21 protein-coding genes and 1 tRNA gene are annotated in these 24,242 nt (G+C 66.8%); 13 read left to right on the top strand and 9 right to left on the bottom strand.

The annotated features are described in order from the left end of the window. Positions 1 to 74: 74 nt before the first annotated feature. A complete protein-coding gene (locus NA10_RS12155) occupies positions 75 to 1,682 on the top strand; it encodes a TerD family protein (RefSeq protein ID WP_067567307.1) in 1,608 nt (535 codons plus the stop codon). Between the two features lie 377 nt (positions 1,683 to 2,059). On the opposite strand, the gene NA10_RS12160 is transcribed toward NA10_RS12155, so the two are convergent. After that, positions 2,060 to 2,869: a hypothetical protein gene (locus NA10_RS12160; protein WP_157556423.1), complete on the bottom strand. Its 810-nt coding sequence runs from the start codon at positions 2,867 to 2,869 to the stop codon at positions 2,060 to 2,062. Positions 2,870 to 2,949: 80 nt separating this feature from the next. On the opposite strand from NA10_RS12160, the gene NA10_RS12165 reads away from it, so the two are divergent. From NA10_RS12165 to NA10_RS12175, 3 genes are all read left to right on the top strand, one after another. Continuing rightward, positions 2,950 to 4,224: an MFS transporter gene (locus NA10_RS12165; protein ID WP_067567313.1), complete on the top strand. Its 1,275-nt coding sequence runs from the start codon at positions 2,950 to 2,952 to the stop codon at positions 4,222 to 4,224. Positions 4,225 to 4,227: 3 nt separating this feature from the next. Beyond that, positions 4,228 to 4,602, top strand: coding sequence for an ArsR/SmtB family transcription factor (locus NA10_RS12170; protein WP_067567316.1), 375 nt, complete (start codon positions 4,228 to 4,230; stop codon positions 4,600 to 4,602). A gap of 149 nt (positions 4,603 to 4,751) precedes the next feature. Next, complete coding sequence (locus tag NA10_RS12175) at positions 4,752 to 6,365, top strand: flavin-containing monooxygenase (RefSeq protein WP_067567319.1); 1,614 nt, start codon at positions 4,752 to 4,754, stop codon at positions 6,363 to 6,365. A gap of 73 nt (positions 6,366 to 6,438) precedes the next feature. On the opposite strand, the gene NA10_RS12180 is transcribed toward NA10_RS12175, so the two are convergent. Then, the gene (locus tag NA10_RS12180; protein WP_084514556.1) at positions 6,439 to 7,482 is read right to left on the bottom strand and encodes an alpha/beta hydrolase; all 1,044 of its coding nucleotides are present in this window, start codon (positions 7,480 to 7,482) and stop codon (positions 6,439 to 6,441) included. A gap of 239 nt (positions 7,483 to 7,721) precedes the next feature. On the opposite strand from NA10_RS12180, the gene NA10_RS12185 reads away from it, so the two are divergent. Then, positions 7,722 to 9,092, top strand: coding sequence for a serine hydrolase domain-containing protein (locus tag NA10_RS12185; RefSeq protein ID WP_067567544.1), 1,371 nt, complete (start codon positions 7,722 to 7,724; stop codon positions 9,090 to 9,092). Between the two features lie 184 nt (positions 9,093 to 9,276). Here NA10_RS12185 and NA10_RS12190 read toward each other — a convergent pair whose 3' ends face one another. Beyond that, positions 9,277 to 12,615, bottom strand: coding sequence for an ATP-binding protein (locus NA10_RS12190; RefSeq protein ID WP_218021502.1), 3,339 nt, complete (start codon positions 12,613 to 12,615; stop codon positions 9,277 to 9,279). Here NA10_RS12190 and NA10_RS12195 point away from each other — a divergent pair. The 5 genes from NA10_RS12195 (at position 12,614) to NA10_RS12215 (ending at position 18,209) form a co-directional block, all read left to right on the top strand. Further along, the gene (locus NA10_RS12195; RefSeq protein WP_067567322.1) at positions 12,614 to 13,024 is read left to right on the top strand and encodes a PaaI family thioesterase; all 411 of its coding nucleotides are present in this window, start codon (positions 12,614 to 12,616) and stop codon (positions 13,022 to 13,024) included. The genes NA10_RS12190 and NA10_RS12195 overlap by 2 nt on opposite strands. A 117-nt stretch (positions 13,025 to 13,141) precedes the next feature. After that, the gene (gene mraY, locus NA10_RS12200) at positions 13,142 to 14,218 is read left to right on the top strand and encodes a phospho-N-acetylmuramoyl-pentapeptide-transferase (protein WP_067567325.1); all 1,077 of its coding nucleotides are present in this window, start codon (positions 13,142 to 13,144) and stop codon (positions 14,216 to 14,218) included. Positions 14,219 to 14,372: 154 nt separating this feature from the next. Next, complete coding sequence (locus NA10_RS12205) at positions 14,373 to 15,278, top strand: metal-dependent hydrolase (RefSeq protein WP_067567327.1); 906 nt, start codon at positions 14,373 to 14,375, stop codon at positions 15,276 to 15,278. A gap of 20 nt (positions 15,279 to 15,298) precedes the next feature. Then, complete coding sequence (locus tag NA10_RS12210; RefSeq protein ID WP_067567550.1) at positions 15,299 to 16,408, top strand: PDR/VanB family oxidoreductase; 1,110 nt, start codon at positions 15,299 to 15,301, stop codon at positions 16,406 to 16,408. Positions 16,409 to 16,448: 40 nt separating this feature from the next. Beyond that, positions 16,449 to 18,209, top strand: coding sequence for an SDR family oxidoreductase (locus tag NA10_RS12215; RefSeq protein ID WP_373862363.1), 1,761 nt, complete (start codon positions 16,449 to 16,451; stop codon positions 18,207 to 18,209). 515 nt (positions 18,210 to 18,724) lie between these two features. On the opposite strand, the gene NA10_RS12220 is transcribed toward NA10_RS12215, so the two are convergent. The 3 genes from NA10_RS12220 to NA10_RS12230 all read right to left on the bottom strand — a co-directional run bounded on the left by NA10_RS12220 (position 18,725) and on the right by NA10_RS12230 (position 20,948). After that, positions 18,725 to 19,216, bottom strand: coding sequence for a UCP032817 domain-containing protein (locus tag NA10_RS12220; RefSeq protein ID WP_067567333.1), 492 nt, complete (start codon positions 19,214 to 19,216; stop codon positions 18,725 to 18,727). 60 nt (positions 19,217 to 19,276) lie between these two features. Continuing rightward, complete coding sequence (locus NA10_RS12225; RefSeq protein ID WP_067567336.1) at positions 19,277 to 20,293, bottom strand: TerC/Alx family metal homeostasis membrane protein; 1,017 nt, start codon at positions 20,291 to 20,293, stop codon at positions 19,277 to 19,279. Between the two features lie 226 nt (positions 20,294 to 20,519). After that, a complete protein-coding gene (locus NA10_RS12230; protein WP_067567339.1) occupies positions 20,520 to 20,948 on the bottom strand; it encodes a nitroreductase family deazaflavin-dependent oxidoreductase in 429 nt (142 codons plus the stop codon). 126 nt (positions 20,949 to 21,074) lie between these two features. On the opposite strand from NA10_RS12230, the gene NA10_RS12235 reads away from it, so the two are divergent. After that, positions 21,075 to 21,455 (top strand): DUF4234 domain-containing protein, encoded by a 381-nt coding sequence (locus NA10_RS12235; protein ID WP_067567342.1) that lies wholly within the window; start codon positions 21,075 to 21,077, stop codon positions 21,453 to 21,455. Positions 21,456 to 21,616: 161 nt separating this feature from the next. Then, a tRNA-Ile gene (locus NA10_RS12240) sits at positions 21,617 to 21,693 on the top strand. 500 nt (positions 21,694 to 22,193) lie between these two features. Here the strand turns inward: NA10_RS12240 and NA10_RS12250 are convergent. From NA10_RS12250 to NA10_RS12260, 3 genes are read right to left on the bottom strand one after another with little or no spacing between them, the layout of a single operon-like run. Beyond that, on the bottom strand, positions 22,194 to 22,568 hold the full coding sequence (locus NA10_RS12250; protein WP_157556425.1) for a hypothetical protein: 375 nt from the start codon (positions 22,566 to 22,568) through the stop codon (positions 22,194 to 22,196). A gap of 38 nt (positions 22,569 to 22,606) precedes the next feature. Next, positions 22,607 to 23,026, bottom strand: coding sequence for a GNAT family N-acetyltransferase (locus NA10_RS12255; RefSeq protein ID WP_067567352.1), 420 nt, complete (start codon positions 23,024 to 23,026; stop codon positions 22,607 to 22,609). Between the two features lie 27 nt (positions 23,027 to 23,053). Beyond that, positions 23,054 to 23,554 (bottom strand): nitroreductase family deazaflavin-dependent oxidoreductase, encoded by a 501-nt coding sequence (locus tag NA10_RS12260; RefSeq protein ID WP_067567355.1) that lies wholly within the window; start codon positions 23,552 to 23,554, stop codon positions 23,054 to 23,056. Positions 23,555 to 23,641: 87 nt separating this feature from the next. Between NA10_RS12260 and NA10_RS12265 the strand changes: the two genes are divergently transcribed. Beyond that, positions 23,642 to 24,241: a TetR/AcrR family transcriptional regulator gene (locus NA10_RS12265; protein WP_067567358.1), complete on the top strand. Its 600-nt coding sequence runs from the start codon at positions 23,642 to 23,644 to the stop codon at positions 24,239 to 24,241. The last annotated feature ends 1 nt before the right edge of the window (position 24,242 follow it).

Below are 24,242 nucleotides of genomic sequence, written 5' to 3' on the forward strand. Positions count from 1 at the left end.
TAAATCCTGCCACGCACCGGGTATTTTCCGGCGGCGCGGAGGGTGTCGGGGGTGCGTGGCATAGTTCGATCACAATGAAACTCACCAGGGGTGGTCATGCGCCGGTACCGACATCGCTTCTGACGGTTGTCCTTTCGTGGCAGTCCGATCATGAGGTGGATGCGCACGCCTTGCTGCTGTCCGACGGCGGGCGGGTGCGCTCGGATCGCGATTTCGTCTTCTTCAACGCGCCCCGGCACGTGTCCCAGGCCGTGACCTTGGATCCGGAGCCGGATCCGGGCACGGCCAGACTCTCGGTCTCACTCCCGCGCACCGAATCCGAGGTCGAGCGGATTGTGGTGACCGGGTCGGTGCCCGATTCCTTCGCCGCGGTGCAGGGTCTGATTCTCACGGTCTTCGACCACAATCGACCCGTCGCCTGGTTCGAGATCGCCGAGGCGGAGCCGGTGCGCGCCATGATGTTCGGTGAGTTCTATCGGCGCGAGAGCGGATGGCGTTTCCGGGCGGTCGGACAGGGTTGGGCGAGCGGCCTGGCCGGGATCGTCACCGAATTCGGCGTCCGCGTGGACGATCCGGGCGAGGTGGAGCGGCCCGTACCCCCTCCCGCGCCGATGCTACCGCCCAATCCGGAACGGCCGGACTGGCATCCGGATCCCGAGGGGCCGGGCCTGCGCTGGTGGGATGGTCAGGCGTGGACGGCCACGACACGGCCGGCGGTGTCCGGCGACGCCCGGCATTGTTCGCGCTGCGGGCGGTCCCGGCGCTGGCGCTTGTTCGGCGGCCCCGCACTGTGCCGCGACTGCACCGAGGAGATCGAGGCGTATCTGTCGGGCTGGCGCGGGCGGGCCGAACGGGTGCTGCGCACGGGCGGTCCGCGCGGCGACGACTGGGAGGGGCTGTGGACGGCGCTGCGCTATCAGCGAATTGACGCCGCGGCCGGTGCCGGGGCGTTGAAACCGCTGGCGCACGACCATGTGGAGCGGCTGGTGGCATTCGCGTTCGCGGACGGCAGTATCGAACAGTCCGAGATGGACGAATTCGATGCCGCGATCACCGCGCTCGCGCTGGACGGCCCGCTCATCGAGGATCTGCGCCGCCGAATGGGCCGCGGCCGCATGCTGACTCGGCTGCGCGGCGGTGAGCTGCCGATCCTGGGCGCGACCGGACTGCACCTGGATCCGGCCGAGCAGCTGCACCTGAATGTCCCCGCCATTCATATTCGTCAACTGGCGCGCGGCCCCAAGCTCACCGAGGGCCGCCTCATTTGCAGCAATAAGAAGCTGCGCTTCACCGGCCCGGACACCGGCACCGAAATGCCCTGGGCACGAGTGGTTTCGGTGACCACCACGAGCGGTCGCGTGGCGGTGTCGGCCACCTCGGCGCGCGGTGGCGCGGTCTTCGAGGTCGCCGATCCCGATCATGTGGCGGCCACCATGGAGGGTGCGCTGCGGGTGGCCAAACGCCTGGCGCTGTCCCCCGGCCGCCGGGACACGCGCAGTATCTCGCAGGAGATCAAGGCCCAGGTCTGGCAGCGCGACGGCGGTAAATGCGTCGAGTGCGGCGACAGCCACTATCTCGAATTCGACCACATCATCCCGCTCAGCCGCGGTGGTGCGACCAGCGCCGCCAACCTCCAAATCCTGTGCCGCGCCTGCAATCGCGCGAAGGGTGCCAATATCTGACCGCTCCCGGTGCGCCCCATTGCGCAATCCCCGACCACGCTGTCGAGGGACCGTCACCCGGCCGGTTCACCCCGGCACCGGCCGATGACCTGACTCAATCCTCGGCGATCGCCGTGCGGCGCGGTATCCGGAATCCCCCGGAGACTCCCCGGATTCACCCCCGCCCACGGCAGGAGGCCCCTGATACCCGAGACAACTCACCCTCGCTATCGCGACGCATCCCTCCGTCATCCCGGCATGTTTTTGGCCGGGATCCACACGGGCCGAGGTGGATCCCGGCCAAAAGCGCGCCGGGATGACGGGGGCGGTTTCCACCGGGATGACGGGGGTCGGCTGCGTCAGGGATGACGGAGCGGTTTCCGCCCGGATGACGGGGGTCAGTTGCGACGGAGGCGTTGCACCGCGGGTTCGGCGCAGAATTGCTGGGTGGCGTCTTCCGGAGTGAGGCCCATGGTGTTGAGGCCACCGGAATCCGTTGCGGCGCAAGTGGTTCCTGCGACCTTACCGGTGCCGTCGGCAATCGGGCGCACCTGGGCGGTGAGCAGGGGCTGGAGTTTGTCGGCGACGAATGTCCAGAATTGGATATCCCAGCTGGCGTAACCGATGCGGGCCGAGACCAGAACGTAGTTGGCGGCCGAGGTATCCATGCCGACCCCGGAGAGTTCACCGGCGCGGTGGTAGTCCAGGGCGTCGCCGGTGACGTGGTAGATGGCGTAACGAGCATTGGCGGTGGTCAGCGCCAGCGGGATGATCAGCTCATCGCGGCCGTCATTGTCCAGGTCGCGAAGTTTCGGAACGGTTCCGGAGGCATCGGTATCGGGTTCGACAATGGTCTGGCGCACGCGATGTCCGTCGTCGAGCACGGTGACGGTGGTGACCACGTGCGCGCGACTGCCGGTGTGCCGGACTTCGAAGGCGAGTCCGGCGGGATCGTGGGATCGCAGGAGACAGTCGGGAACCGTTGCGGCCGTTCCGATATCCCCGCAGGGCGCGAGCGAGGCAGCCGGGTCCGCGCCGGGCATTTCGGTGCTGGGCGGCGGTTCGGCGCCGAGGGTGGCGGTGGCCGAGACCACCGGCAGCGCGCTCACCTCGAGCGTGGCGGCGGGTGCGTCGCTGTCTCGGTGTGCGCAGCCCGTCAGCAGTAGTGCCGAAACCGCGGCAGTACCGACCGCAAGGTTCCTCCACATACCGGCGAGGATAGCGGTCCACCGTCGCCAACCGGACATTATGTGCACAGCTGCGCACCTAATGTCTTATACTCGACCGCATGCTCGATGCCCTGCGAGACCGTCGATTCCGGCGACTCTTCACCGCACAGGTGGTCGCACTGATCGGCACCGGCCTGCTCACGGTGGCACTGGGACTGCTCGCCTACGATCTGGCGGGCGCGCACGCGGGCGTGGTGCTGGGCACCGCCCTCGCGGTCAAGATGATCGCGTATGTGGTTGTCGCACCGGTGATTTCGGCCCTCACCGCACAGGTGCCGCGCACCGCGCTCCTCGTCTCGGCCGATGCGATCCGGGTGGTCATCGCACTGCTGCTGCCGTTCGTCACGCGCACCTGGGAGATCTACCTGCTGATCGCGCTACTGCAATCGGCCTCGGCGACCTTCACCCCCGCGTTCCAGTCGGTGATCCCCACCGTCCTGCCGGATGAGCGGCAGTACACCCGCGCCCTCTCGCTGTCGCGTCTGGCCTACGACATGGAATCCCTGCTGAGCCCGATCCTGGCCGCGGCCGCGCTGACGGTCATCAGCTATCACTCGCTGTTCCCCGGCACCGCAGCGGGTTTCGTGGTGTCGGCGACCATGGTGTGGCGCGCCCGCCTGCCCCGTCTCACCGATGACGGCTCCGGCCCGTTGCGGGCGCGGATCACCCGGGGCGCGCGCCTCATGCTGAACCGCCCGGTATTGCGCGGCCTCCTGGCCATGAATCTGGTTGTGGCGGCCGCGACCGCACTGGTGCTGGTGAACACCGTCGTCTACGTGCGCGAGCGGCTCGGCGGCTCGAATACCGAGGTGGCGCTGGCCCTGGGCTGCTTCGGATTCGGTTCCATGGTGGTGGCCCTGGCACTGCCGCGGGCGCTGGCGGAACTCTCCGATCGCCAAATCATGCTGACCGGATGCCGCGTACTGCCGCTCGCGCTCGCGCTGGCGGCGCTGATTCCCGCGATGACCGCACCGGCGGGCGCGAGGGCGCAGACCTGGAGCGGGCTCACCCCGGCCGAGGGCGGCGCACTGCTCGCCCTGACCTGGATGGCGCTCGGCGCGGGCGTCTCGATGATCACCACGCCGTCATCGCGCCTGCTCCGCGCCGAATCGGATTCCGCTTCGCGCACCGCGGTTTTCACCGCGCAGTTCTCGCTCTCCCACGCGTGTTTCCTGCTCACCTATCCGATCGCCGGGGTGCTCGGCGCATTGGCAGGGTTGTCGATCACGGCGGTCACCCTCGCGGTGATAGCTACACTGGCTGCTACGACGGCCGCGCGGGTGTGGCCCGCGTCCATACCGGTGGGCGGCGAAGTGGTGACCGCAGGAGGGTGAAGGGTGGCGAGCAAGCGCGAGGCGAAGGCGCCCTCGATCGCCGCGCCCAGTCTCGCCCACCGCATCGATCCGGATCAGGCTCGCCTGGACGCCGCCACCGCGACCTTCCGCATGCTCTCGGATCCGACTCGGCTGCATATCCTCTGGATTCTCGCAGCCGGTGAGGCCGATGTCAGCGCGCTCACCCGGGCGTGCGGCGCATCCCGGACGGCGGTCAGCCAGCATCTGGCCAAACTGCGGTTCACCGGACTGGTGGAGACCCGGCGCGATGGTCGCCGCATCATCTACCGCATTCGGGACGGGCATTTGGCGCGCCTGGTGCGCGAGGGCCTGAACCACGCCGATCATGTGGTCACCGGCGAACCCACGCACGAATAATTCACCCTCCGACGGAGATCCCGGCCGTCCGCGTACCGGGATGACGGGAGCGTTCTCCTGGTCAGTGGGACGTACTCTCGCGACCTGCCGCTGCGCACTTGACGATATGCCTAGTCGAAATAGTTCTAGACGAAGTCGAGAGGGCACGCATGCATGCCAGCGCGGAGCAGACCGGTCAATACGATGTGATCATCATCGGCGCGGGATTCGCCGGGCTCTACGGTGTCCATCGGGCGGCCCGCGCCGGACTGAATGTGCTGGGCCTGGAGGCCGGCGAGGATGTCGGCGGAACCTGGTTCTGGAACCGCTACCCGGGCGCGCGCTGCGATGTGGAGAGCGTCGACTACTCCTACTCGTTCGACGAGGAGTTGCAGCAGAGCTGGACCTGGACCGAGCGTTTCGCCGCCCAGCCGGAGATCCTGGCCTACATCAATCATGTGGCCGACCGCTTCGACCTCAAGCGGCGCTACCGCTTCGAGCAGACCGTCACCGCGGCCCGCTTCGACGACGACACCGCGATCTGGACGCTGACCACCGCCTCGGGCGAGGAATTCCGTTCCCGCTTCGTGGTTTTCGCCACCGGCTGCCTCTCCGCGCCGATCAAGCCGAATATCCCGGGCGTGGAAACCTTTGCGGGCGAAGAGCTTTTCACCGCTCGCTGGCCCGAGGAAGGCGTGTCCTTCGCGGGTAAGCGGGTCGGCGTCATCGGCACCGGTTCCTCGGGGATTCAGGTCTCCCCCATCATCGCCCGGGAAGCGCAGGCGCTCAACGTCTTCCAGCGCTCCCCCAATTTCAGTGTGCCGATGCCGAATCGGCCGTGGACCGACGAAGAGCAGACCCAGATCCGCGCCACCTACCGGCAGCGCCGGGAGAAGTCCTATTACGCCCCGGCCGCCACCCCGCACCCCAGCATTCAGACCAAGGCCCTGGAGCTGAGCGCGCAGGAGCGCGAGGCTGCCATGGAGGATCGCTGGAATGGCGGCGGCGTGCTCTTCAACAAGGTGTTCCCGGATCAGAACAGCGATATGGCCGCCAATGAGATCGTGCGCGAGTTCGCGGTCGCCAAGATTCGCGCCAAGGTCGAAAGTCCGGATGTGGCAGCGGATCTCATTCCCGATGACCATCCGATCGGCACCAAGCGCATCTGCACCGATTCGGGCTACTACGAGATGTTCAATCGCCCGAATGTGTCGCTGGTGAATCTGCGCCGCGAACCCATCGAGGAGATCACTCCGACCGGTGTTCGCACCGCGGACAAGTTCATCGAGATCGACACCCTGGTCTACGCCACCGGTTTCGACGCCATGACCGGTGCGCTGCTGCGCATCGACATCCGGGGCGCGCGCAATACCCGGCTGCGCGATACCTGGGCGGACGGCCCGGTCACCTATCTGGGCTTCGGCATTCACGGTTTCCCGAATATGTTCAGCATCAACAGCGTCGGCACCCCGTCGGTGATGGCGAATATGGTGCTGCATTCCGAACAGCAGCTGGACTGGGTGCTCGCGCTGATCGAGCACTGCCGCGCACTGGGGATTCGGCAGGTCGAGGCGCGCGCCGAGGCCGCGGCCAAGTGGACCGATCACCTGATGGAGGTCGCCGAGGGCACGCTGTTCGTGAAGGCCAACTCCTGGTACATGGGCGCGAATGTGGAGGGTAAGAAGCGCGTATTCATGCCGTACATCGGCGGATTCGGCAATTACCGCCGCTTCTGCGATGACGAGCGCGAGAACGGCTACCCGAATTTCGAGCTCGGCCGATAGCGGACGAAAGAACCGGTTCGCCTCCACATCCCCTTGGAGGCGAGCCGGTTTCTTTGTGTGCGAAGAACTCCGGTCAGGCGGGCAATCCGAGTCCGGCCGCCAGCACCGGCCAGGAATTCTTCAGGTCATCCTGCCAGTAACCCCAGGAGTGCGTACCGGTCGGAGTGAAGTTGAAGGTGGCCGGAATGCCGAGCTGACCCAATTTCGCCTGCAGATTATGCGAGCAGTAGTTGGTCGCGGCCTCGAGCGCACCGCCGAGTCCGACCTGATTGACCAGACCGCCCCAGCCGGGCAGGGTGTGCGGACCGTCGAGGGTGTCCCACGGACCGGGCAGGCCCGAGCCGCTGGAGATGTACAGGTTCACTCCGCGCAGTTGATCGGCGTGCACATAGGGATCGTTCGCCGCCCACATCGGATCACCTTGCGGGCCATACATATTCGCCGCATCGCCACCGCCCGCGGCCACCACGGTATTGACGAAGTTCCAGCCGATGGGATCGCTGATCTGCGCGCAGCCGCTGTACGAGGCCACCGATTGGTAGAGCCCCGGCGCGGCGATGGGCAGTTGCAGCACCGAGGTGCCCGCCATGGAGAGCCCGGCAATGGCATTGCGCCCGTTGGTGTTCAGCGCCCGGTCGATGAGCGACGGCAGTTCCTCGGTGAGGAAGGTCTTCCACTTGTTCACGCCCAGTTTCGGATCGGGTTCGCGCCAGTCGGTGTAGTAGCTGAAGCCACCGCCCACCGGCTGCACCACAGTGACGTTCTTATCGGCGAGGAAGTTCAGCGCATCGGTCTGGCGCTGCCAGGTCGCGGAGTCCTCGCCGCCGCCCGCGCCATTGAGCAGGTAGAGCACCGGGGCCGGGGCGGAGGTGTCCGCCGGGCGCTGGACGTCGACCTCGATGTTCTTGTCCATGGCGGCCGAGTAGACCTGGAGTGTGAGCGTGCGGGCATCGGTCGCGGTGCTTTCGACGACCTTGGAACCATCCGGGGAGGTGCCCGAGGGGCTGACCACGGCGGGGGAATCGGCGGAGGCGGTGCCCGCGACAATGGGTAGCAGGACAGTAGCGGTCAACGCGATAACCGCGCTCCCCCAGGTCTTCGACAGGCGCACGCGGATGATCTCCTCTGTAGAAAAATGGTTCTTTCTGGAAGGGTTTCACCCTGCCCTAGTTCACTGTGCATTTGCTGGCCCGAACCTGATCGCCCGCTGAGAGAGCCCGCTTGACCTCTGTCAGCGGCGGCCGTCGGGACTGTCAGCGCACTGTCGGCCGACTGTCAGCGGACCCCGGCAATCTGATTCCAGACCGGATGAGCGACCGCCACGAGCCGCTCACCGAAGGACAGGGAGAAACCGAAATGTCTGAGATCGCGCTGCGGGAATTCGTCGAGGCCACCGCCACCAAGTTCGGCATTCCCGGCATCACCGTCGGCATCTGGGTCGACGGTAGGGAGATCTTCGCCGCGCACGGCGTCACGAGTATCGAGAACCCGGTGCCGGTGGACAAGGACACGCTGTTCACCGTCGGGTCGGTCAGCAAGACCTTCACCGTGACCGCCATCATGCAGCTGGTCGCCGAGGGCCGGATCGACCTGGACGCGCCGGTGCGCACCTACGTGCCCGAACTCACCCTCACCGATCCGGCGCATGCCGCCGCCATCACGGTGAAGCAGCTGCTCAACCACACCGCCGGCATCGACTGGAACCTCATCAACGACACCGGCGAGGGCGATACGGCACTGGCGGATTTCGTCGCCAAGCTGGCCGAGATTCCGCTCATCGGCGCTCCCGGTGTGCGCGCCTCCTACAGCCAGGCCGGATTCAATCTGCTGGGCCGGGTCGTCGAGAAGGTCACCGGGCAGAGTTTCGAGCAGGTGATCCGCACCCGGGTGCTGGCCCCGTTGGGTATGACCACCACCGGCTATCTGCGCAATGAGATCATGACCCGCCGCTTCTCGGTCGGCCATGAGCGCGGCGAGGACGGGGAGCTGTCGGTGATCCGTTCCTGGAACGGGACCCGCGCCAACAATCCCGGCGGCGGCATCTCCTCCTCGGTGGCGGAGCAATTGCGCTGGGCCCGTTTCCATCTCGGCGACGGCACGGCCGAGAGCGGGGAGACGGTGCTGCCCGAGGCGTGGCTGAAGCTGACCCAGCAGCCGACCGTGGAATTGAAGGCCAGCACTCTCGGTGACGCGCTGGGCCTGTGCTGGTTCCTGCGCGAGGTCGATGGTGTGCGCACCGTGGGCCACGGCGGTTCGGCCTTCGGCCAGTTCGCCGAGCTGCTGCTGGTGCCCGAGCGGAATTTCGCCATCTCGGTCATGTCCAATGCCAGCCCCGACGGCATTCCGTCCAATGTGGCGATCGTGCGCTGGGCGCTGGAGCACTACCTGGGCGTCGTCGACAAGGATCCCGAGCCCGTCGCCTACGATCCGGCCCGCGCCGGGGAACTGCTCGGCACCTACGATATCGACGCCATGACCATGACCGTCATCGCCGGCGCCGCCGGTCTGTCGCTCGAGTGCAAGATCAAGCCCGAGATCCGCGCCGCCGCCGAAACCGAACTCCCCCAGGACCATCCGCCGTTCCCCTTCGGCCTGCTCCCCGGCGAAGGCGACGAGTACATCATCACCGAGGGCTCTTTCAAGGGCCAGCGCGGCTACTTCAGCCGCGACGACTCCGGCACGATCATCGGCCTCGACCTCGCAGGCCGCCTCTTCACCCGAGTCTGAGCACCAACGAAAACCTACCGGGCTGACGGAGGAGACCTCCCCGTCATCCCGGTAGGTTTTCGGCCGGGATCCACACCCGCAGCGCCGCAACAGTTCTGGGTGGATCCCGGCCAAAACCGCGACGGGATGAATGCGTTCCGGCCGAGACGTCGCAGGTGGCGGCGTCGCCCCGGGGCGCGGACGCTCAGTCGCCCGGCAGTGCGGCGCGCAGGCGGGCGAGGGCCTCGTCGCGGGGGAGGTCGGAACCGGCGAGGTAGGCGGCGCGGAAGCCCTCTTCACCGAGGCTGGTCACCAGATCGGCGATGAGGTCGCGGAGTTCGGGTTCGCCATCGTCGAAGGCGCCGCGGACTACCGCGCTCATGCCGAGGGCGGCGGCGGAGCCGGTCGGATCGCCTTCCAGCAGTAGGAGTTCGGCCAGTAGTTCGGCGGCCCGGGCGAGGGCCTGGGCCACCGCCGCCACGTCCCCGTAGACGAAGGAGCCGTCGATCACTTCGGGGAGCAGTGCGCGGGCCGCGGCGGCGGAGCCGTCGGCGAGGCGATCGGCCATGCGGGCCACGGCGATTCGGTTCAGGACGATGCCCTCGGGGATCGGGAGGCGGCGGATGCGCTGTTCGAGCAGTTCGAGATCGCGGTCCGCCTGTGCCACATCGCCTGTGCGGCGGTGTAATTCGGCCAGGCTGAAGCCAATTTCGGCGCTCATGCGGGTGTAACCGAGGTCTTCGGCGAGCCGTTGCGCGGCCCGGATATCGGATTCGGCTCCGGCCAGGTCATCGCTGCGCATGCGCTCGCGGGTGAGTTCGGCCCGGCTGGTCACCACATCGTCCTCCAGCCCGAGTTCGGAGGCGATGACCACCGCGCGCCCGAAGGCCGCCATCGCCTCCTGATGCGCGCCGCGCAGCGAGTGATCACGGCCGACCGCGATCAGGGCCATGCCCAACCCCCAGCGGTCACCGGCGATTTCGAAGTCGCGCAACGCTTCCCGGCGTTCGGCGGCACCGGCGAGCAATTCACCGCGCCCGGTCAGGGCCAGATCCCGGGCGAGATGCGCACTCGCCCGCAACCACGGATCCGGGTACTCCAGCGCCCATTCCAGTTGCCGCTCCCCCAGCTGCTCATCGCCGACCTGGAATGCCAGCAACGAGGTCCACAACGGCAGTGCGGGATGGAATTCCAGCGCGCCCGTGCGCGCGCACTCCGCGATCAGCTCGGGCACCGGAACCGATTCGTCCCCGGGCGCACCGGCCATCAACTGGATCACCCGGAACGCGGCCAGCGCGTCCTCCGGTAGCGCGTCCCCGAATCGCAGCACCCCGGCGATGGCGGTCTCGAACTGACTGCTCATCCCCCGAATTCCCCAGTACCAGAACATGGCTCGCGCGAACCGGCTCGCCCGCCGCGCGTCCGCGACGATGCGCGCGGGATCCGCGGGCACCGCCGCCCCGCGATCGACCGACGCAGCGCGCACCGCTCGCGGAGCGGGGCCGGGCACCATGCGCAGCGCGGCAGCCATATTGGCGTGTTCGGCATCGAAAATAGCTATGGCGCTGAGCTGTTCGCCGGTGCGCAGCAGGGGTTCGAGTCGTTCGGCGAGAATCAGATGGTGGTGGATGAAACCATCTTCGAGATCGTCGCTGGACGCCGTGAGCCGTTCGGCGGCGAAGGCCCGAATGGTCTCGAGCATCCGATACCGGGGCTGATCGCCGTCGGCGACCTGCACCAGCGACTTCTCGACCAGCGCGCCCAGGACGTAGACGATATCGGCGGCCGGGAGCAGATCATCGGCGCAGATGGCTTCCAGCGCTTCGATTGTCGCACCGCCGGGGAATATCGAGAGTCGGCGCGCCAGCACGCGCTCGGCGTCCTCGAGCAGGTCCCAGCTCCATTCGACGAGGGCGAGCAGCGTGCGCTGGCGGGGCAGCGCGGTGCGGCTGCCGGAGGTGAGCAGGCGGAACCGGTCGTCGAGGCGGCGCGCGATCTGATCCACGGTCATGGACCGGAGTTTCGCGGCGGCCAACTCCAAAGCCAGTGGGATGCCGTCGAGTTGGCGGCAGATCTCCACCACCGGCCCGGTCGTGCGATCGTCCAGCTCGAAGCCGGGTCGCACCGCGGCGGCGCGGTCCAGGAACAGTCGCACCGCCGGAGAGCGCTGTGCCACAGCGGATTCGGTCGCCGCGGGGGGAACGGCCAGCGGGCCGAGATGACAGAGCGCCTCACCGGTGATGGCGAGCGGTTCGCGACCGGTGGCGAGAATGCGCAGCCGCGGCAATCGGTCCAGCAGATGGTCGGCGAGTTCGGCCGCGGCGGCGATGAGGTGTTCGCAATTGTCCAGAACCAGAACCGCCGCACCGACATCCAGCAGTTCGGCCAGGCGGTCGGACTTCTCGGCGGGGAGCCCGTCGGCACTGTCCAGCGCACCGGCGACGGCATCGGCGAGCCGATCGGGCGTGCCGATCTCGGCGAGCGGTACGAAGAATACCGGGCCGCCCTCGTATCGGGACATGGCTTCGAGCGACAGCCTGGTCTTGCCCGCCCCGCCCGGTCCGACAATCGTCACCAGCCGGGAGTCCGCGAGCAGCCGGGCCACCGTCTCGAGTTCGCGGTCGCGACCCACGAAGCTGGTCAGCCGCGCGGGTAACGCGCTCCCGACGGGTTCCCTTCGGGCGACCGGACTTTCGAGCTCACCGCGCAGCAGCGCGAGGTGTGTTTCGCGGAGTTCGGCCGAGGGGTCGATACCGAGCTCCTCACCGAGTCGCTCGCGCATATCCTCGTACACCGCGAGGGCGTCGGACTGCCGTCCGGCGGCGGCCAGGGCGCGCATGCGCAGCGCAGCCAACCGCTCACCGAGCGGATGTTCGACGCCGGCCACCTCGAGATCCACGAGAATCTCCGCGTATCGCCCCAATTGGAGTTCGGCGGCGAATCGATCCTCCACGACCGAGGCCCGCATATCCTCCAGCCGCGCCGCCACCGCCTGCGCGTAGGGTGCGTCCCGCACATCACCGAGCACCGATCCGCGCCACAATCCGAGCGCCTCCGCCAGCACGGCCGAGGCGGTATCGGCGCGCCCGGCCGCGAGTTCGCGCCGCCCGCGCGTGCGAAGCTCCTCGAACCGCGCCGCATCCACCTCGACATCGGGCAGCCGATACCCGCCCGCGGTCAGTTCGACGGTCCCCACCCCGCGCAGCGCGCGCCGCAGTCGCGACACCAATGCCTGTAGTGCGCCCGCCGCCTCGGCGGGTGGCTCCGCACCCCACAGCCCGTCGATGAGCGCCTCGACCGGCACCGCTCCCCCGGCCTCCAGCGCGAGTCTGGCCAGCAGCATGCGCACCCGGACGCCGCCGATCTCAACCGAGGCCCCCTCCTCGGTCCAAACCTCCACCGGCCCCAGCACACCTACCCGCACCCGCCGAGTCTGGCAGAACCGCACGGGCGGAATCCATCCGATCGCGGAGAGATCCGCGGAGTGCGCATTACCCGCGAGGTAATCGACGGGCGGACGGGGTTCGGGCACAGTAGCTTCCATGACTGAATTCCCCGTCGACCCGATCGGCGCCAAACTCTTCAGCACCATGCCGTTCGCCGACCGGCTCGGCATCGAGGTGCTCGAACACGGAGCGGAGCAGGTGCGTGCCCGGCTCGCCTGGGACGAATCGCTGTGCACGCTGGGCGGCGGCCTGCACGGCGGCGTCCTGATGGCGCTGGCCGATTCCACCGGCGCGGTCTGCGCGTTCCTGAATCTGCCCGAGGGCAAGCAGGGCACCACGACGGTGGAGTCGAAGACGAATTTCCTGCGCGGTGTGCGCTCAGGTCATGCCACCGCGACGGCGCGACCGCTGCACGCGGGCCGCAGCTTCATCGTGGTGGAGACCGAGATCCGCGATGACGCGGGCAAACTCGTCGCCAAGGTCACCCAGACGCAGGCGGTGCTCTGATCGAGCGTCTTTCCAGCAAATACCCCATGACCATCCGGTGAGCCGAACCCAGTTGTGAACCGTGATAGGGGCTGGCGATAGCGTCAAGGCGAACGTTCGGCAGCATGAGGTGGTCAGATGAGGCAGATTCTTTTCGCGGTGATGATCGCGCTGGCGGTGTCGATCACCTTGACACCGTTGCTGATCAGGCTGTTCGCGAAAAGGAATGTCGGACAGGAGATCCGGTCCGACGGCCCGGCCAGTCATCAGGCCAAGCGCGGCACCCCGACCATGGGCGGTATCGCCATCATCGTCGGCATGTGGGCCGGATATCTGGGCTCACATCTGATCGGAATCCGCTATGACGCAGAGGGTTTGACGGTCTCGGGCCTGCTGGTGCTCGGCCTGGCCACCGCGCTGGGCGTCGTCGGGTTCCTGGACGACTACATCAAGCTGAGCAAGCGCCGCAATCTCGGCCTCACCGCCAAGGGCAAGTACCTCGGGCAGGTCACCGCGGCGGTGGTCTTCGGCGTACTGGCACTGCGCTTTCCGAACAATTCCGGTCTGACTCCGGCGAGCCGTCATCTGTCGTATGTCCGCGACTACAACTTCCTGTACTTCAGCGTGATCGTCTTCCTGATCTTCGCGGTATTCCTCGTGGTGGCGTGGTCGAACGCCGTCAATATCACCGACGGACTGGACGGTCTGGCCGCAGGTTCCATGGCGCTGGCGCTCGGCGCGTACGTGATCGTCACGCTCTGGCAGTACACCAACGCCTGTTCGATCAAGCCCGGCCCGGCCTGCTATTCGGTCCGCGATCCGCTGGATCTGGCCCTGGTGTGCGCCTCGGGCGCGGCGGCCTGTATCGGCTTCCTGTGGTGGAATGCCAATCCCGCCAAGATCTTCATGGGCGATACCGGTTCGCTGGCGCTGGGCGGCCTGATCGCGGGCATCTCCATCACCACCCGCACCGAACTGCTGATGGCGGTCATCGGCGCGCTCTTCGTCGCCGAGATCCTCTCGGTGGCCCTGCAGATCGCGGTCTTCCGCACCACCCGCACCCGCCTGTTCAAAATGGCCCCGTTCCATCATCATTTCGAGCTCAGCGCCTGGCCGGAAACCGCCGTGATCATCCGTTTCTGGCTGCTGGGCGGCATATCCGCAGGTGTGGGCCTGATGCTCTTCTACGGCGAACACCTCGCTACGGTGCACTGACCCTCGCGGCACCACGGTCGCGTTTTTAGCTGTAACCGTGGGTTCCATATATGCGTAGAATATTGCTACGCTCACGCAGCAAAAGTGGCCGCGGTCTGCTGGACCCGCCGTCGACGCCATGAAGCTGTGTCATTGGAACGAACCAGGAGTATCGATGAAGCTACTTCCGAAGCTGGCGCGCCGCGAGGTGACCGAACCCGGTGAGGTAGCCCTGCACGCCCGAAATGTGCAGTTCGACTGGTCGCGGACCGCCCCCGTGTGGATGACCGCGGAACCGATCGCCTCCCATGTCCTGAACGCGCTGAGCATGCTGCTGCCCGAGGGCGAGCGCATGTTCCTGGTCACCTACGGCGAAGCCCTGGAACTGGTGCGCGATGAGAAGCTGCGCGAGGCCATGATCGGCTTCATCGGCCAGGAGTCCATGCACGCCGAGAGCCATAACGGCGCGCTCGAACAGGTGCTCGCCGCGCACGGCATCGATGTGGAACCCTTTGTGCGACAGGCGGAATTCCTCTTCCGCAAGACCCTGGGACACCGCGATATGCCGACCGCCGCGGCCCAGCAGCAGGTGCTGGTCGAACGCCTCGGCGTGATCGCGACGCTCGAGCATTTCTTCGCCTTCCTCGGCGACTGGATTCTCAATGCCGATCTGGAGAAGTTCGACGCCGACCCGCAGATGCTGGATCTGTTCCGCTGGCACGGGGCCGAAGAGGTCGAGCACCGCATGGTCGCGCACGATGTGGCCGAGTACTTCGGGGTCGGCTATCTGCGGCGCGGGGCGCTCATGCTGATCGTGTTCCCGATCTTCATCGCACTGCTGCTGCGCGGGACCAAGTATCTGGTCCATCAGGATCCGACACTGCCCAATCACCGGTATCCCATGCTGGTCGGGCGGATCTTCGCGGCCATGTGGCGGGGTTCGGTGCCCGGCATTCCATCGCTGCTGATCAGCGCGCTGTCCACCTTCAAGCCCGGCTACTCGCCCGAACCGGTCGGCTCCACCGCACAGGCCCTGGCCTACCTGGCGCAGTCCCCGGCGGCGCGGATCATGGCGTCGTGACCGCCGTTCGCGAGCCCGAGATGAACCTCATTCGGCCCGTGCCCGTCGAGCCGCCACCGGATCTGTACGGAAAGGCGCGCTCCGACCGGGCGACCCGGGTCTTGGACCTGATCGCCGAATCCCGTTTGCGCTGGACCACTTTCGTGAACCGGAAGCGGCCGCCAGCACCGGTCGACGATCGTCGGATTCCGCTGATGCTGGTCGAGCGCCGGGTGGAGGCGCACGACACCGATGTGATCAGCCTGATGTTCACCGCACCGGACGGGCGCGCGCTGCCGGTGTGGCGTCCCGGTGCGCATCTGGATCTGGAATTGCCGTCCGGGCGCGTGCGGCAGTACTCGCTCTGCGGTGATCCGGCCGATCGGCACGCGTATCGAATCGCGGTGCGCCGCATACCGAATGGTGGCGGCGGTTCCCTGGAGGTGCACGAAGCGCTGACCGTGGGCACGCCGGTGACGGTGCGCGGGCCGCGCAACGCGTTCCCGTTCGTGCTCCCCGGTTACGGATCCTCCGCCGCCCGAGTGCATTTCGTGGCCGGCGGTATCGGCATCACGCCGATTCTGCCTATGGTGCGGATGGCGCATCGACTCGGCGTGGACTGGACCATGACCTATGCCGGGCGCAGCCGGGACGCCATTCCCTTTCTGGCGGAGGTGGAATCGTTCGGATCGCGCGTCACCGTGCGCACCGATGACGAACACGGGCTGCCCACCGCGGCCGATCTGCTGGCCGGGGTCGGCGCCGACACCTCGATCTACTGCTGCGGGCCGGTCGTCATGACCCAGGCGATCGCCGATACCGTGCGCGAGATGCCCGGCGTGGAAATGTATTCCGAGCGCTTCTCACCGCCGCCGGTGGTGAACGGCGCCGCCTTCCAGGTGGAGCTGGCCCGCACCGGCGAGATCATCGATGTGCCCGCGGACAAGTCGGTGCTCGAGGAAGTGCTGAAAGTCCGTCCGGACAGCCCGTACTCGTGCCGCCAGGGCTTCTGCCGCACCTGCAAGGTGCGAACGCTCGGCAGTGCGGTCGAGCACCGGGACACCGTACTCACCGATTCCGAGCGGGCCGCGGGCGACATGCTCATCTGCGTATCCCGTTGCACCGGCGACCGTTTGGTGCTGGACCTCTGACCGCCCCGCGGCTCCATCCTCTAGCCCCATGGAGAAGATCGTGACCGAGACCATCATTCCCGCCTCCGAGCGGATCGTCCGCAGTGGCGAATTCGATATCGCCGTCTACGAATACGGTGAGCCGTCAGCGGAAACCATTGTGCTGGTGCACGGCTGGCCCGATGACAATCACCTCTGGGATCGGGTCGTGCCGCTGCTGGGCGACCGCTTCCACGTCGTCACCTACGACACCCGCGGGCACGGTCGCTCCACCCGCACCGATCGCACCGAGGACTACCGGCTGGAACATTTCGCCGCCGATTTCTTCGCCGTCGCCGCGGCCGTGAGCCCCGACGCGCCCGTGCACGTGCTGGCACACGACTGGGGTTCGGTGGAGATGTGGGAGGCGGTGTGTGAACCCCAAGCCGCTTCGCGCATAGCGTCTTTCACCTCGGTCTCGGGTCCGAACCTGGATCATATGGGCGCGTGGATGCAGAAGAATGTCGCGCGCGGCAAGCTGTGGGGGCCGTTCACCCAGTTGCTGTCCTCGACCTACACCGGGCTGTTCATGACCCCGGTGCTGCCGCGCGTACTGCTGCGCCCGCTGGGCACCGAGAAGGTGTGGTCGCGGTTCGTCGGGCTGATGAACGACACCTCGCCCGAGAACATCAAATTCGGTCCGGAATTCCGCCGCGACTTCTTCGACGGGATGCGGATCTACCGCGCGAATATCCTGCAGCGCGTGACGGGTCCGCGTGAGCGGCGCACCGACGTGCCGGTGCAGTTGATCATCGCGCGGCGCGATGTGGCGGTGCGGCCCGCACCCTATGCCGACACTCAGGAGTGGGCGCCCAACCTGTATCGGCGTGAGGTCGGCGGCGGGCACTGGCTGCCGTTCTCGCATCCGGAACTGCTCGCGACCTCGACCGTCGAGCTCATCGACGCACTGCGCACCGGGGAGACCTCGCGGGCGCTGCGGCGGGCCGAAGTCGGCAGGGAGCAGCGGAGTTTCGAGGATCAGCTGCTGGTGATCACCGGTGGCGGCAGCGGTATCGGGCGCGAGACCGCACTGGCCTTCGCCCGGCAGGGCGCGGAGGTGGTGCTCTCGGACATCAACCTCGATTCGGCCAAGGAGACCGCGGAACTCATTGCGCGCGAAGGGGGTACGGCACACGCGTATCAGCTGGACGTCTCCTCCGAGGCGGCCGTCACCGAACACGCCGCGACGGTGATCGCCGCGCACGGGGTGCCGGACATCCTGATCAACAATGCGGGGATCGGGCAGGCGGGCGATTTCTTCGACACGCCGGCGGCGGAGTTCGATCGCGTGCTCAATATCAATCTCTACGGCGTGATCAACGGCTGCCGTGCCTTCGGAAAGGCCATGGCCGATCGCGGGCTCGGCGGGCATATCGTGAATCTGTCCTCGATGGCGGCTTATACGCCGCAGCGCGGATTCTCGGCGTATTCGACGAGTAAGTCGGCGGTCTTCATGTTCTCCGATTGCCTGCGGGCCGAACTGTCCGGCAAGGGAATTGGCGTGCATACCATCTGCCCGGGAATCGTGCATACGAATATTGTCGCCACCACCCGGTTCTCGGGCGTCTCGGCCGAGGAGGAGGCCGCCAAGCAGCAGCGTTTCGACAAGCTGTACGCCGCGCGCCGATACGGGCCGGAGAAGGTCGCCGCGCAGATCCTCAAGGCCGTTGAGCAGGATCGGGACGTGGTTCCGGTGACGCCCGAGGCGTGGCTGCAGTACCGCTTCAACCGGTTCGCCCCGGCCGTGGCGCGGTTCTTCGCGGCGCGCGTGAAGCTCACGTAACACGAAATAAGCAAGCGCCCCTCGCGGATATACGCGAGGGGCGTTTTTCGTATCACTACCAGAATTGCCGGTACCCACTTCCGGAGGTTTTCACACCCATTCTCATTCCCCGAATTGCTAGGTATGGCGAATTCTCGCGCATCGCAGTAGCTTTCAGCTACAACGATTCACACCGGGGAGGATGGCGACTCGCAATGGACGCTCTTATCGTTTTGGTGATCTTCCTGGCGCTCGTGGGGGCGACCGGGGTGTTCGTCCGGTTGAGCCGCACCGCGGAGATCGAGACGCGGCGGCCGCGCAATCACCGTTCGAGTTATCGCCACGGCCTCGCCGGCGGTTCGAGCAGCCCGACGTACTACGACGGCGGTGGGGGCTGTGGCGGGGGTGGGCACGGCCATGGCGGCTGCGGCGGCGGGGGCTGCGGCGGAGGCGGTGGTTGCGGCGGCGGAGGCGGTTGCGGCGGAGGCGGCGGCAGCTGAGCGCCACCGCTCACTCCGAGTGCGGCGCTGCGGGTTTCAGGCTTGGGCCCGCAGCGCCGTTTCGATGAGATCGACCCGATCCCGGGCGATGCCCCACGGATCATCCACTCCCACAACCGCATCCAGATCCCACAGCACGCATTCCTCATCCGGCCGCGCCACCATCGCCCAGGCGACCACGGTGCGGCCGAGCTGATCGACCATGGGGTCCTTCGGATCGCCCGAGCCCTCACCGGCCGGGAAGTGGTGCAGGAAGCGGCCGTACGCGGCATCGCAGAAGCGCTGATACCGCACGGTGCACAGGATGAGTCCGTGCCAGGCCTCATCGACCGCGAAGGACGGCATACCGATCACCTGTCCGTCCCGCATGGCCGCGCCGCAGCAGCGAAGCCATTGCCGCAGCCCGGTTTCCACCAGTTCGCGGGGCTGCCACGGGCAGGTCTTGTACACGGCCTCGGGAAGCACCAATTCGTCGACCACGCGGTTGATCCTGTCGACACCGATCGGCCGGAAACGTTGCAGCATCATGATTCACGGTACGTCGGAAGGATGTTCGGGGACATGGCCTCGGTTCTGGGGGGATCCCGCTCAGTTGACGGGTTCGATCTCGTCGCCGCTCCGACCGCGGGTCGCGCGCAGGCTGGTGAACGTGACCGTCGCCAGCACCACCACGATCACCACGAGCGAGGCGACCGTCGGGATGGTCGGCACACCGCTCCAGACGCCGTGCGCCCAGTGCAGCACCAGTTTCACGCCGATGAAGGCGAGGATGGCGGCCAGCCCGTACGCCAGGTGCACCAGTCGCGAGAGCGCCGCGTGCAAGACGAAATACAGTGCGCGCAAACCGAGTAGCGCGAAGGCGTTGGTGGCGAACACCAGGAACGGATCACCGGTGACGCCGTAGACGGCGGGCACCGAGTCGACGGCGAAGACCAGGTCGGTGGCCATGACCGCGGCGACGACCAGCGCCAACGGGGTGAGAGCCCGGCGCCCGGCCTCCCGGACGGTCATCTTGGTGCCGCGGTAGTCGTCGGTCACCGGCATGAACCTGCGCAGCAGTTTGACCGACTTCATATTCGAGACGTCGACCTCCTGGTCGTGTCCGCCCGCGGCGTCGGCCAGCAGTTTCACGGCGGTGATCAGCAGGATCAGTCCGAAGAGCAGGAACGCCCAGTCGAGGGTCGCCAGGGCCGCCGCGCCGAGCGCGATGAAGATGCCGCGCAGCACCAGCGCACCGGCGATGCCGTAGAGCAGCACGCGCTGGGCCAGCGCCGCCGGGACCGCGAAGGCGGACAGCAGCAGCATGAAGACGAAGAGATTATCGACCGAGAGCGATTTCTCCAGCAAATATCCAGTGAAGAATTCCATGCCGGTATTCGTGCCATTGCGCGTCCACAGAAAGATGCCGAAGGCGACCGGCAGCGCGATGTAGAAGACCGTCCAGCCGATCGCCTCGCGCATGGAAACCTCGTGCGGGCGACGGGTGATGGCGAAGTCGAGCACCAGCAGCGCCAGCACCACGCCGATGGTTCCAGCCCACAACCAGGGCGTACCAACGGATTCGATGGCGGCGGGGCTCGCCAGGACAGCTAGATCAGTACTCACAGGGACCTCCTCGGGCAGGAAAAACCGCCTGAGGTCTCCTTCACCCGTGCAGTTCGACCTACACAGCCCTGGGCGATCACCCGGGGATCACGACGGCGCGATCCGTACTGACCGGAATGATTCTTGGGAAGTACTCCCCTCGGCACCGAGGATAGCCGAGTCTTAGCTCGGATGTCCAACTCACCGCGCCAGGGCGTTCACCGTCCCGACCGCGGTTCACCCGCTTCTACCTGGGGCTGAGCACGACCACGGCAATCTGCCGAGAGGTCTTCTCCTGATACTCCGTGTACCGCCCCTTATTGACCTTGTCGACCAATGCGAACCGGCGCGCATAGTCCGGATCGTCCGGATAGGTGGCCCGCGCGGTGACCGGAATCTTCCTGGTCCCCACCTGAATCTCACAGTCCGGCTTGGCCTTCACATTCGCCAGCCACCCCGGCGGCCGCGACGAGCCGCCATTGGAGGCCGTCACCAGATAATCCTTGCCCTCGGTGGCATAGGTCAGCGCCGAGGTCCGCGGCTGCCCCGTCTTGCGCCCCACCGTGCGCAGCAGCAGCGTCGGATTCCCGAACAGCAGCCGATGCCCCACCAGCCCGCCGCTCTTCTCATAGAGGAACTGATGTCCACGAAGCACGTTCACGAACAGATTCGCCATGATTCCCTCCAGCCGAGTGGTTAACGCCAGCCTATTCGCTTCACGATCTGATCACGAAGCCACCATTACGGTCGCCTCACCCCGGCTACCCGGGCCCGAATTCACCTCGACACCAACAGGATCCACATGAACCCCACCCAGGTGGCCACCCCCATCGAAGAGCGCAACCCCGTCCTGGTCTGGCTGGTCTGGCCCCTGATCACCCTCGGCATCTACTTCTTCGTCTGGTACTACAAGATCCACAAGGAAATGGCCGAACTCCGCCGCGACCCCGAAGCCCCGGTAGCGGGCCCATTATTGGTCATGATCTTCCTGTCCTGGACAGGCATCGCCGCCATCATCAGCTTCTGGCGCACCGGCACCCGCATCAACCAATCCCAAGAGGCCGCAGGCCTCGAGCCCACCTGCAACCCGGCAGTGGCCTTCCTCCTGAACTTCGTCTTCGGCCTGGGCATCCTCTACTACCAGCTGGAACTCAACAAGATCGCCACCCACTACGCCCGCTGACGGAACCCCATCTCCCCGAGGCCAATTCGGTCAAACCACCCCCTGCCGACCCGTCGCCACGGGGGATTCCGACCCAAAGCTACGACACCGTAGCCCCCAACTAGGCATCCCCCACAGGGTCGAGGTAGCATCGCGAGGCCCGCAGCTTCACCCTGCGGCCCGGGGCGGTAGCTCAGTCGGTTAGAGCCGTGGACTCATAATCCATTGGTCGCGGGTTCGAGCCCCGCCCGCCCCACCATCTCTCCCTTCTGATCAGCGGTAATCCCGCACATTCGGCTTGCGATCCACCGACCTCGGCATGCGCACTGTCGAGTGGCGACTCCTATCCGGGCCAGCCGGGATGGTCATGCGTGCAGGGGTGGGATGCCTACCGTGAGAGGGACAGTCATTTCAGATTCGATCTCACGGAGCGGGAGTTGATGAGCGGGAGTTGATGACCGTGATCGCGAGAATCGTAGGTTCGACAGCCCTGACCGCAGTTGCCTTGTCGCCGACCGGGATCGGGGCGTCGGCCGCGTCCGCCGGCGACCCGCGTGTCGAACCGGTGGACGGGTCCGTGGGTATCTGTTTCACGGTCCCGATGCCGGGATCGGCGGATCCGGCGTGGTGCTTGTAAGAACTGGCGGGATCGGCCGGTTTCGATACACCGATAATTTCACTCAGCTGAAATTATCGGTGTTCGGCGGTCATTCGGAATCGCGTCGAGTTCGATACCTCGACCGCCATGTCGACGAAACCCTAGATTGCCTGGCAGAAGCTGCCGGCGTTGATGCCGGTGCCGACGGTGAGCACGACGGTGTTGGAGTCGAAGCTCTGCGTGATTCGGATCTCGTGGGTGCCGGGCGTGGTCGGCGTCCACTGCGCCACCTGCGTTGTTTTGCCACCCGGGGTGACGGCGAAGCGGAGGCCGTTGTCGTAGAAGCTCATGGCATCGGGGTCGGTGCCGTTGCCGATGACGCTGTAGGTGCAACCGGTGCCGTAGCCGGTGCCGATGACGCCGCTGTCGATATAGACCTGGATTCCGATGTCGGCGGACGCGGCGGGGGCGTTCCAGGCCGCGCCGACGGCAGCCAGCGCGATCGTGACCGTCACAGAGCTACGCAGATTTCGCATCGAGTACTGACTCCTCCGGATTGGTGATTGAACTCCAATCACGCTGCCAGGCAGGGGTCCCCGAGCGGTATCGGGCAGATGCCCCGGGGACCCCCATTACCCGCCCGCAGGGTCAGGCGGGTGCCGCCCTGGCTTTTGGTTTCCAGTACCGCCTGGTCGAGCAGGGCCCGACCCACGCCGCGACCGCGCGCGGATTGGGCGACCGCGAGGCCCTGGATCGTGCGGACGTGGGCGGCGCTCGGGACCGGGATCGGCTGGACCAGACGGAGGTAGCCGACGACCTCGGAATCCAGCTCCGCCACCAGATAGTGCTCGGGCGAGCCGGCCTCACCGAAGAAGCTGCTGCCGCGCGGCGGACGCGGAACGATTTCGGATTGGGGAGACCACGTGTGCCGGTAGAGATCGGCCAGGGCCGTATCGTCCGAGCCGCGCGCCTTGCGAATCGTCACCGAGGTCATGGCTCCAGCGTGCAGTACCGGCGCGGGTTATGCGCGATCGGCGGGGTTGCGGGGGCGCAGGATGACGACTGGGATTTCCCGGTCGGCCCAGGCTTGGTAGGTGTCGAAGTCGGCGTAGGCGGCGACGAGTTGGGGCCAGAGGCGGGCGCGGTCCTGGGGGTTGGCGGTGATCGCGTGGACTTCGTGGATGTCGCGGCGGATTTGGATTCGGGTGTTGGGGTGGGCGCGAAGGTTGTTGTACCACTGGGGATTTGCGGGGAGTCCGCCCTGGGAGGCGACGATGATGGTGTCGGCGCCGTCGGTGATGTAGAGCAGCGGGGTGGTGTAGACGGTGCCGGATTTCCGGCCGCGGTGCTCGAGCAGGAGGGTGGGGACCGGTTTGCGGAAGCCCGCGCCGATGCGCCATTTACCGCCGATGCGTCCACCGGTGCGGCGGTAGATCCACACCTGTGCTCTGCCAACGTATTTGAAGATCTTCGGCAGGACGGGTGAGTCCAGTTGTTTGGGGCGCGGCGGGGTGGTCGTCATTGTCAGACCATACATCTAGGCATGGGTGTATGGTCAAGGGTGCGGGGTAACCTCGGCGGCGACCGTTGGAGGCGAAGGAGTGATTCGGTGCGCACGCATGGCTGGTCGGGGGCCGCACCCTCGGACGATGCGGAGGCCGTCGATCGGATTCTGGCCGCCGCACGACGGGCGATCGACCGCTCGGGTAGCGACTTCGGCATTGCCGAGGTGGCCCGCGATCTGGGAGTCACCCGGCAGACGGTGTATCGCTACTTCCCCAGTGCGGAAGCGCTTTTGACCGCGACGTCCATCGCACAGACCGGGCATTTCCTGGATGTCCTCGCCGCGCATTTGAGCGAGATCCGCGATCCGGCAACAGCCGTCGTGGAGGGCATCGCCTACACCCTGGAACGCCTGCCACACGAGAAATACCTCGGTCTGCTGCTGGCGCCGGGGCGCGCGAGCGCCTTCTCCGCGGGCGTAACCTCGGACACCGCACTGGAATTCGGCCGTTCGATGCTCAATCGCTACGCCGTCGACTGGTCCGCCGCCGGTATCGACGAGCTGGATCAACTCGCCGAGCACATGCTGCGGATTGTGCAGTCATTCGTCATCGACCCCGGACGGCCACCGCGCAGCGGCGCGGAACTGCGCGCGTACCTGACGACCTGGGTCGCCCCGGCACTGACCCCATCGCGCCGCGGCTGAG

The organism is Nocardia acidivorans NBRC 108247 (assembly GCF_001625085.1).
GTDB classification, from domain to species: domain Bacteria; phylum Actinomycetota; class Actinomycetes; order Mycobacteriales; family Mycobacteriaceae; genus Nocardia; species Nocardia acidivorans.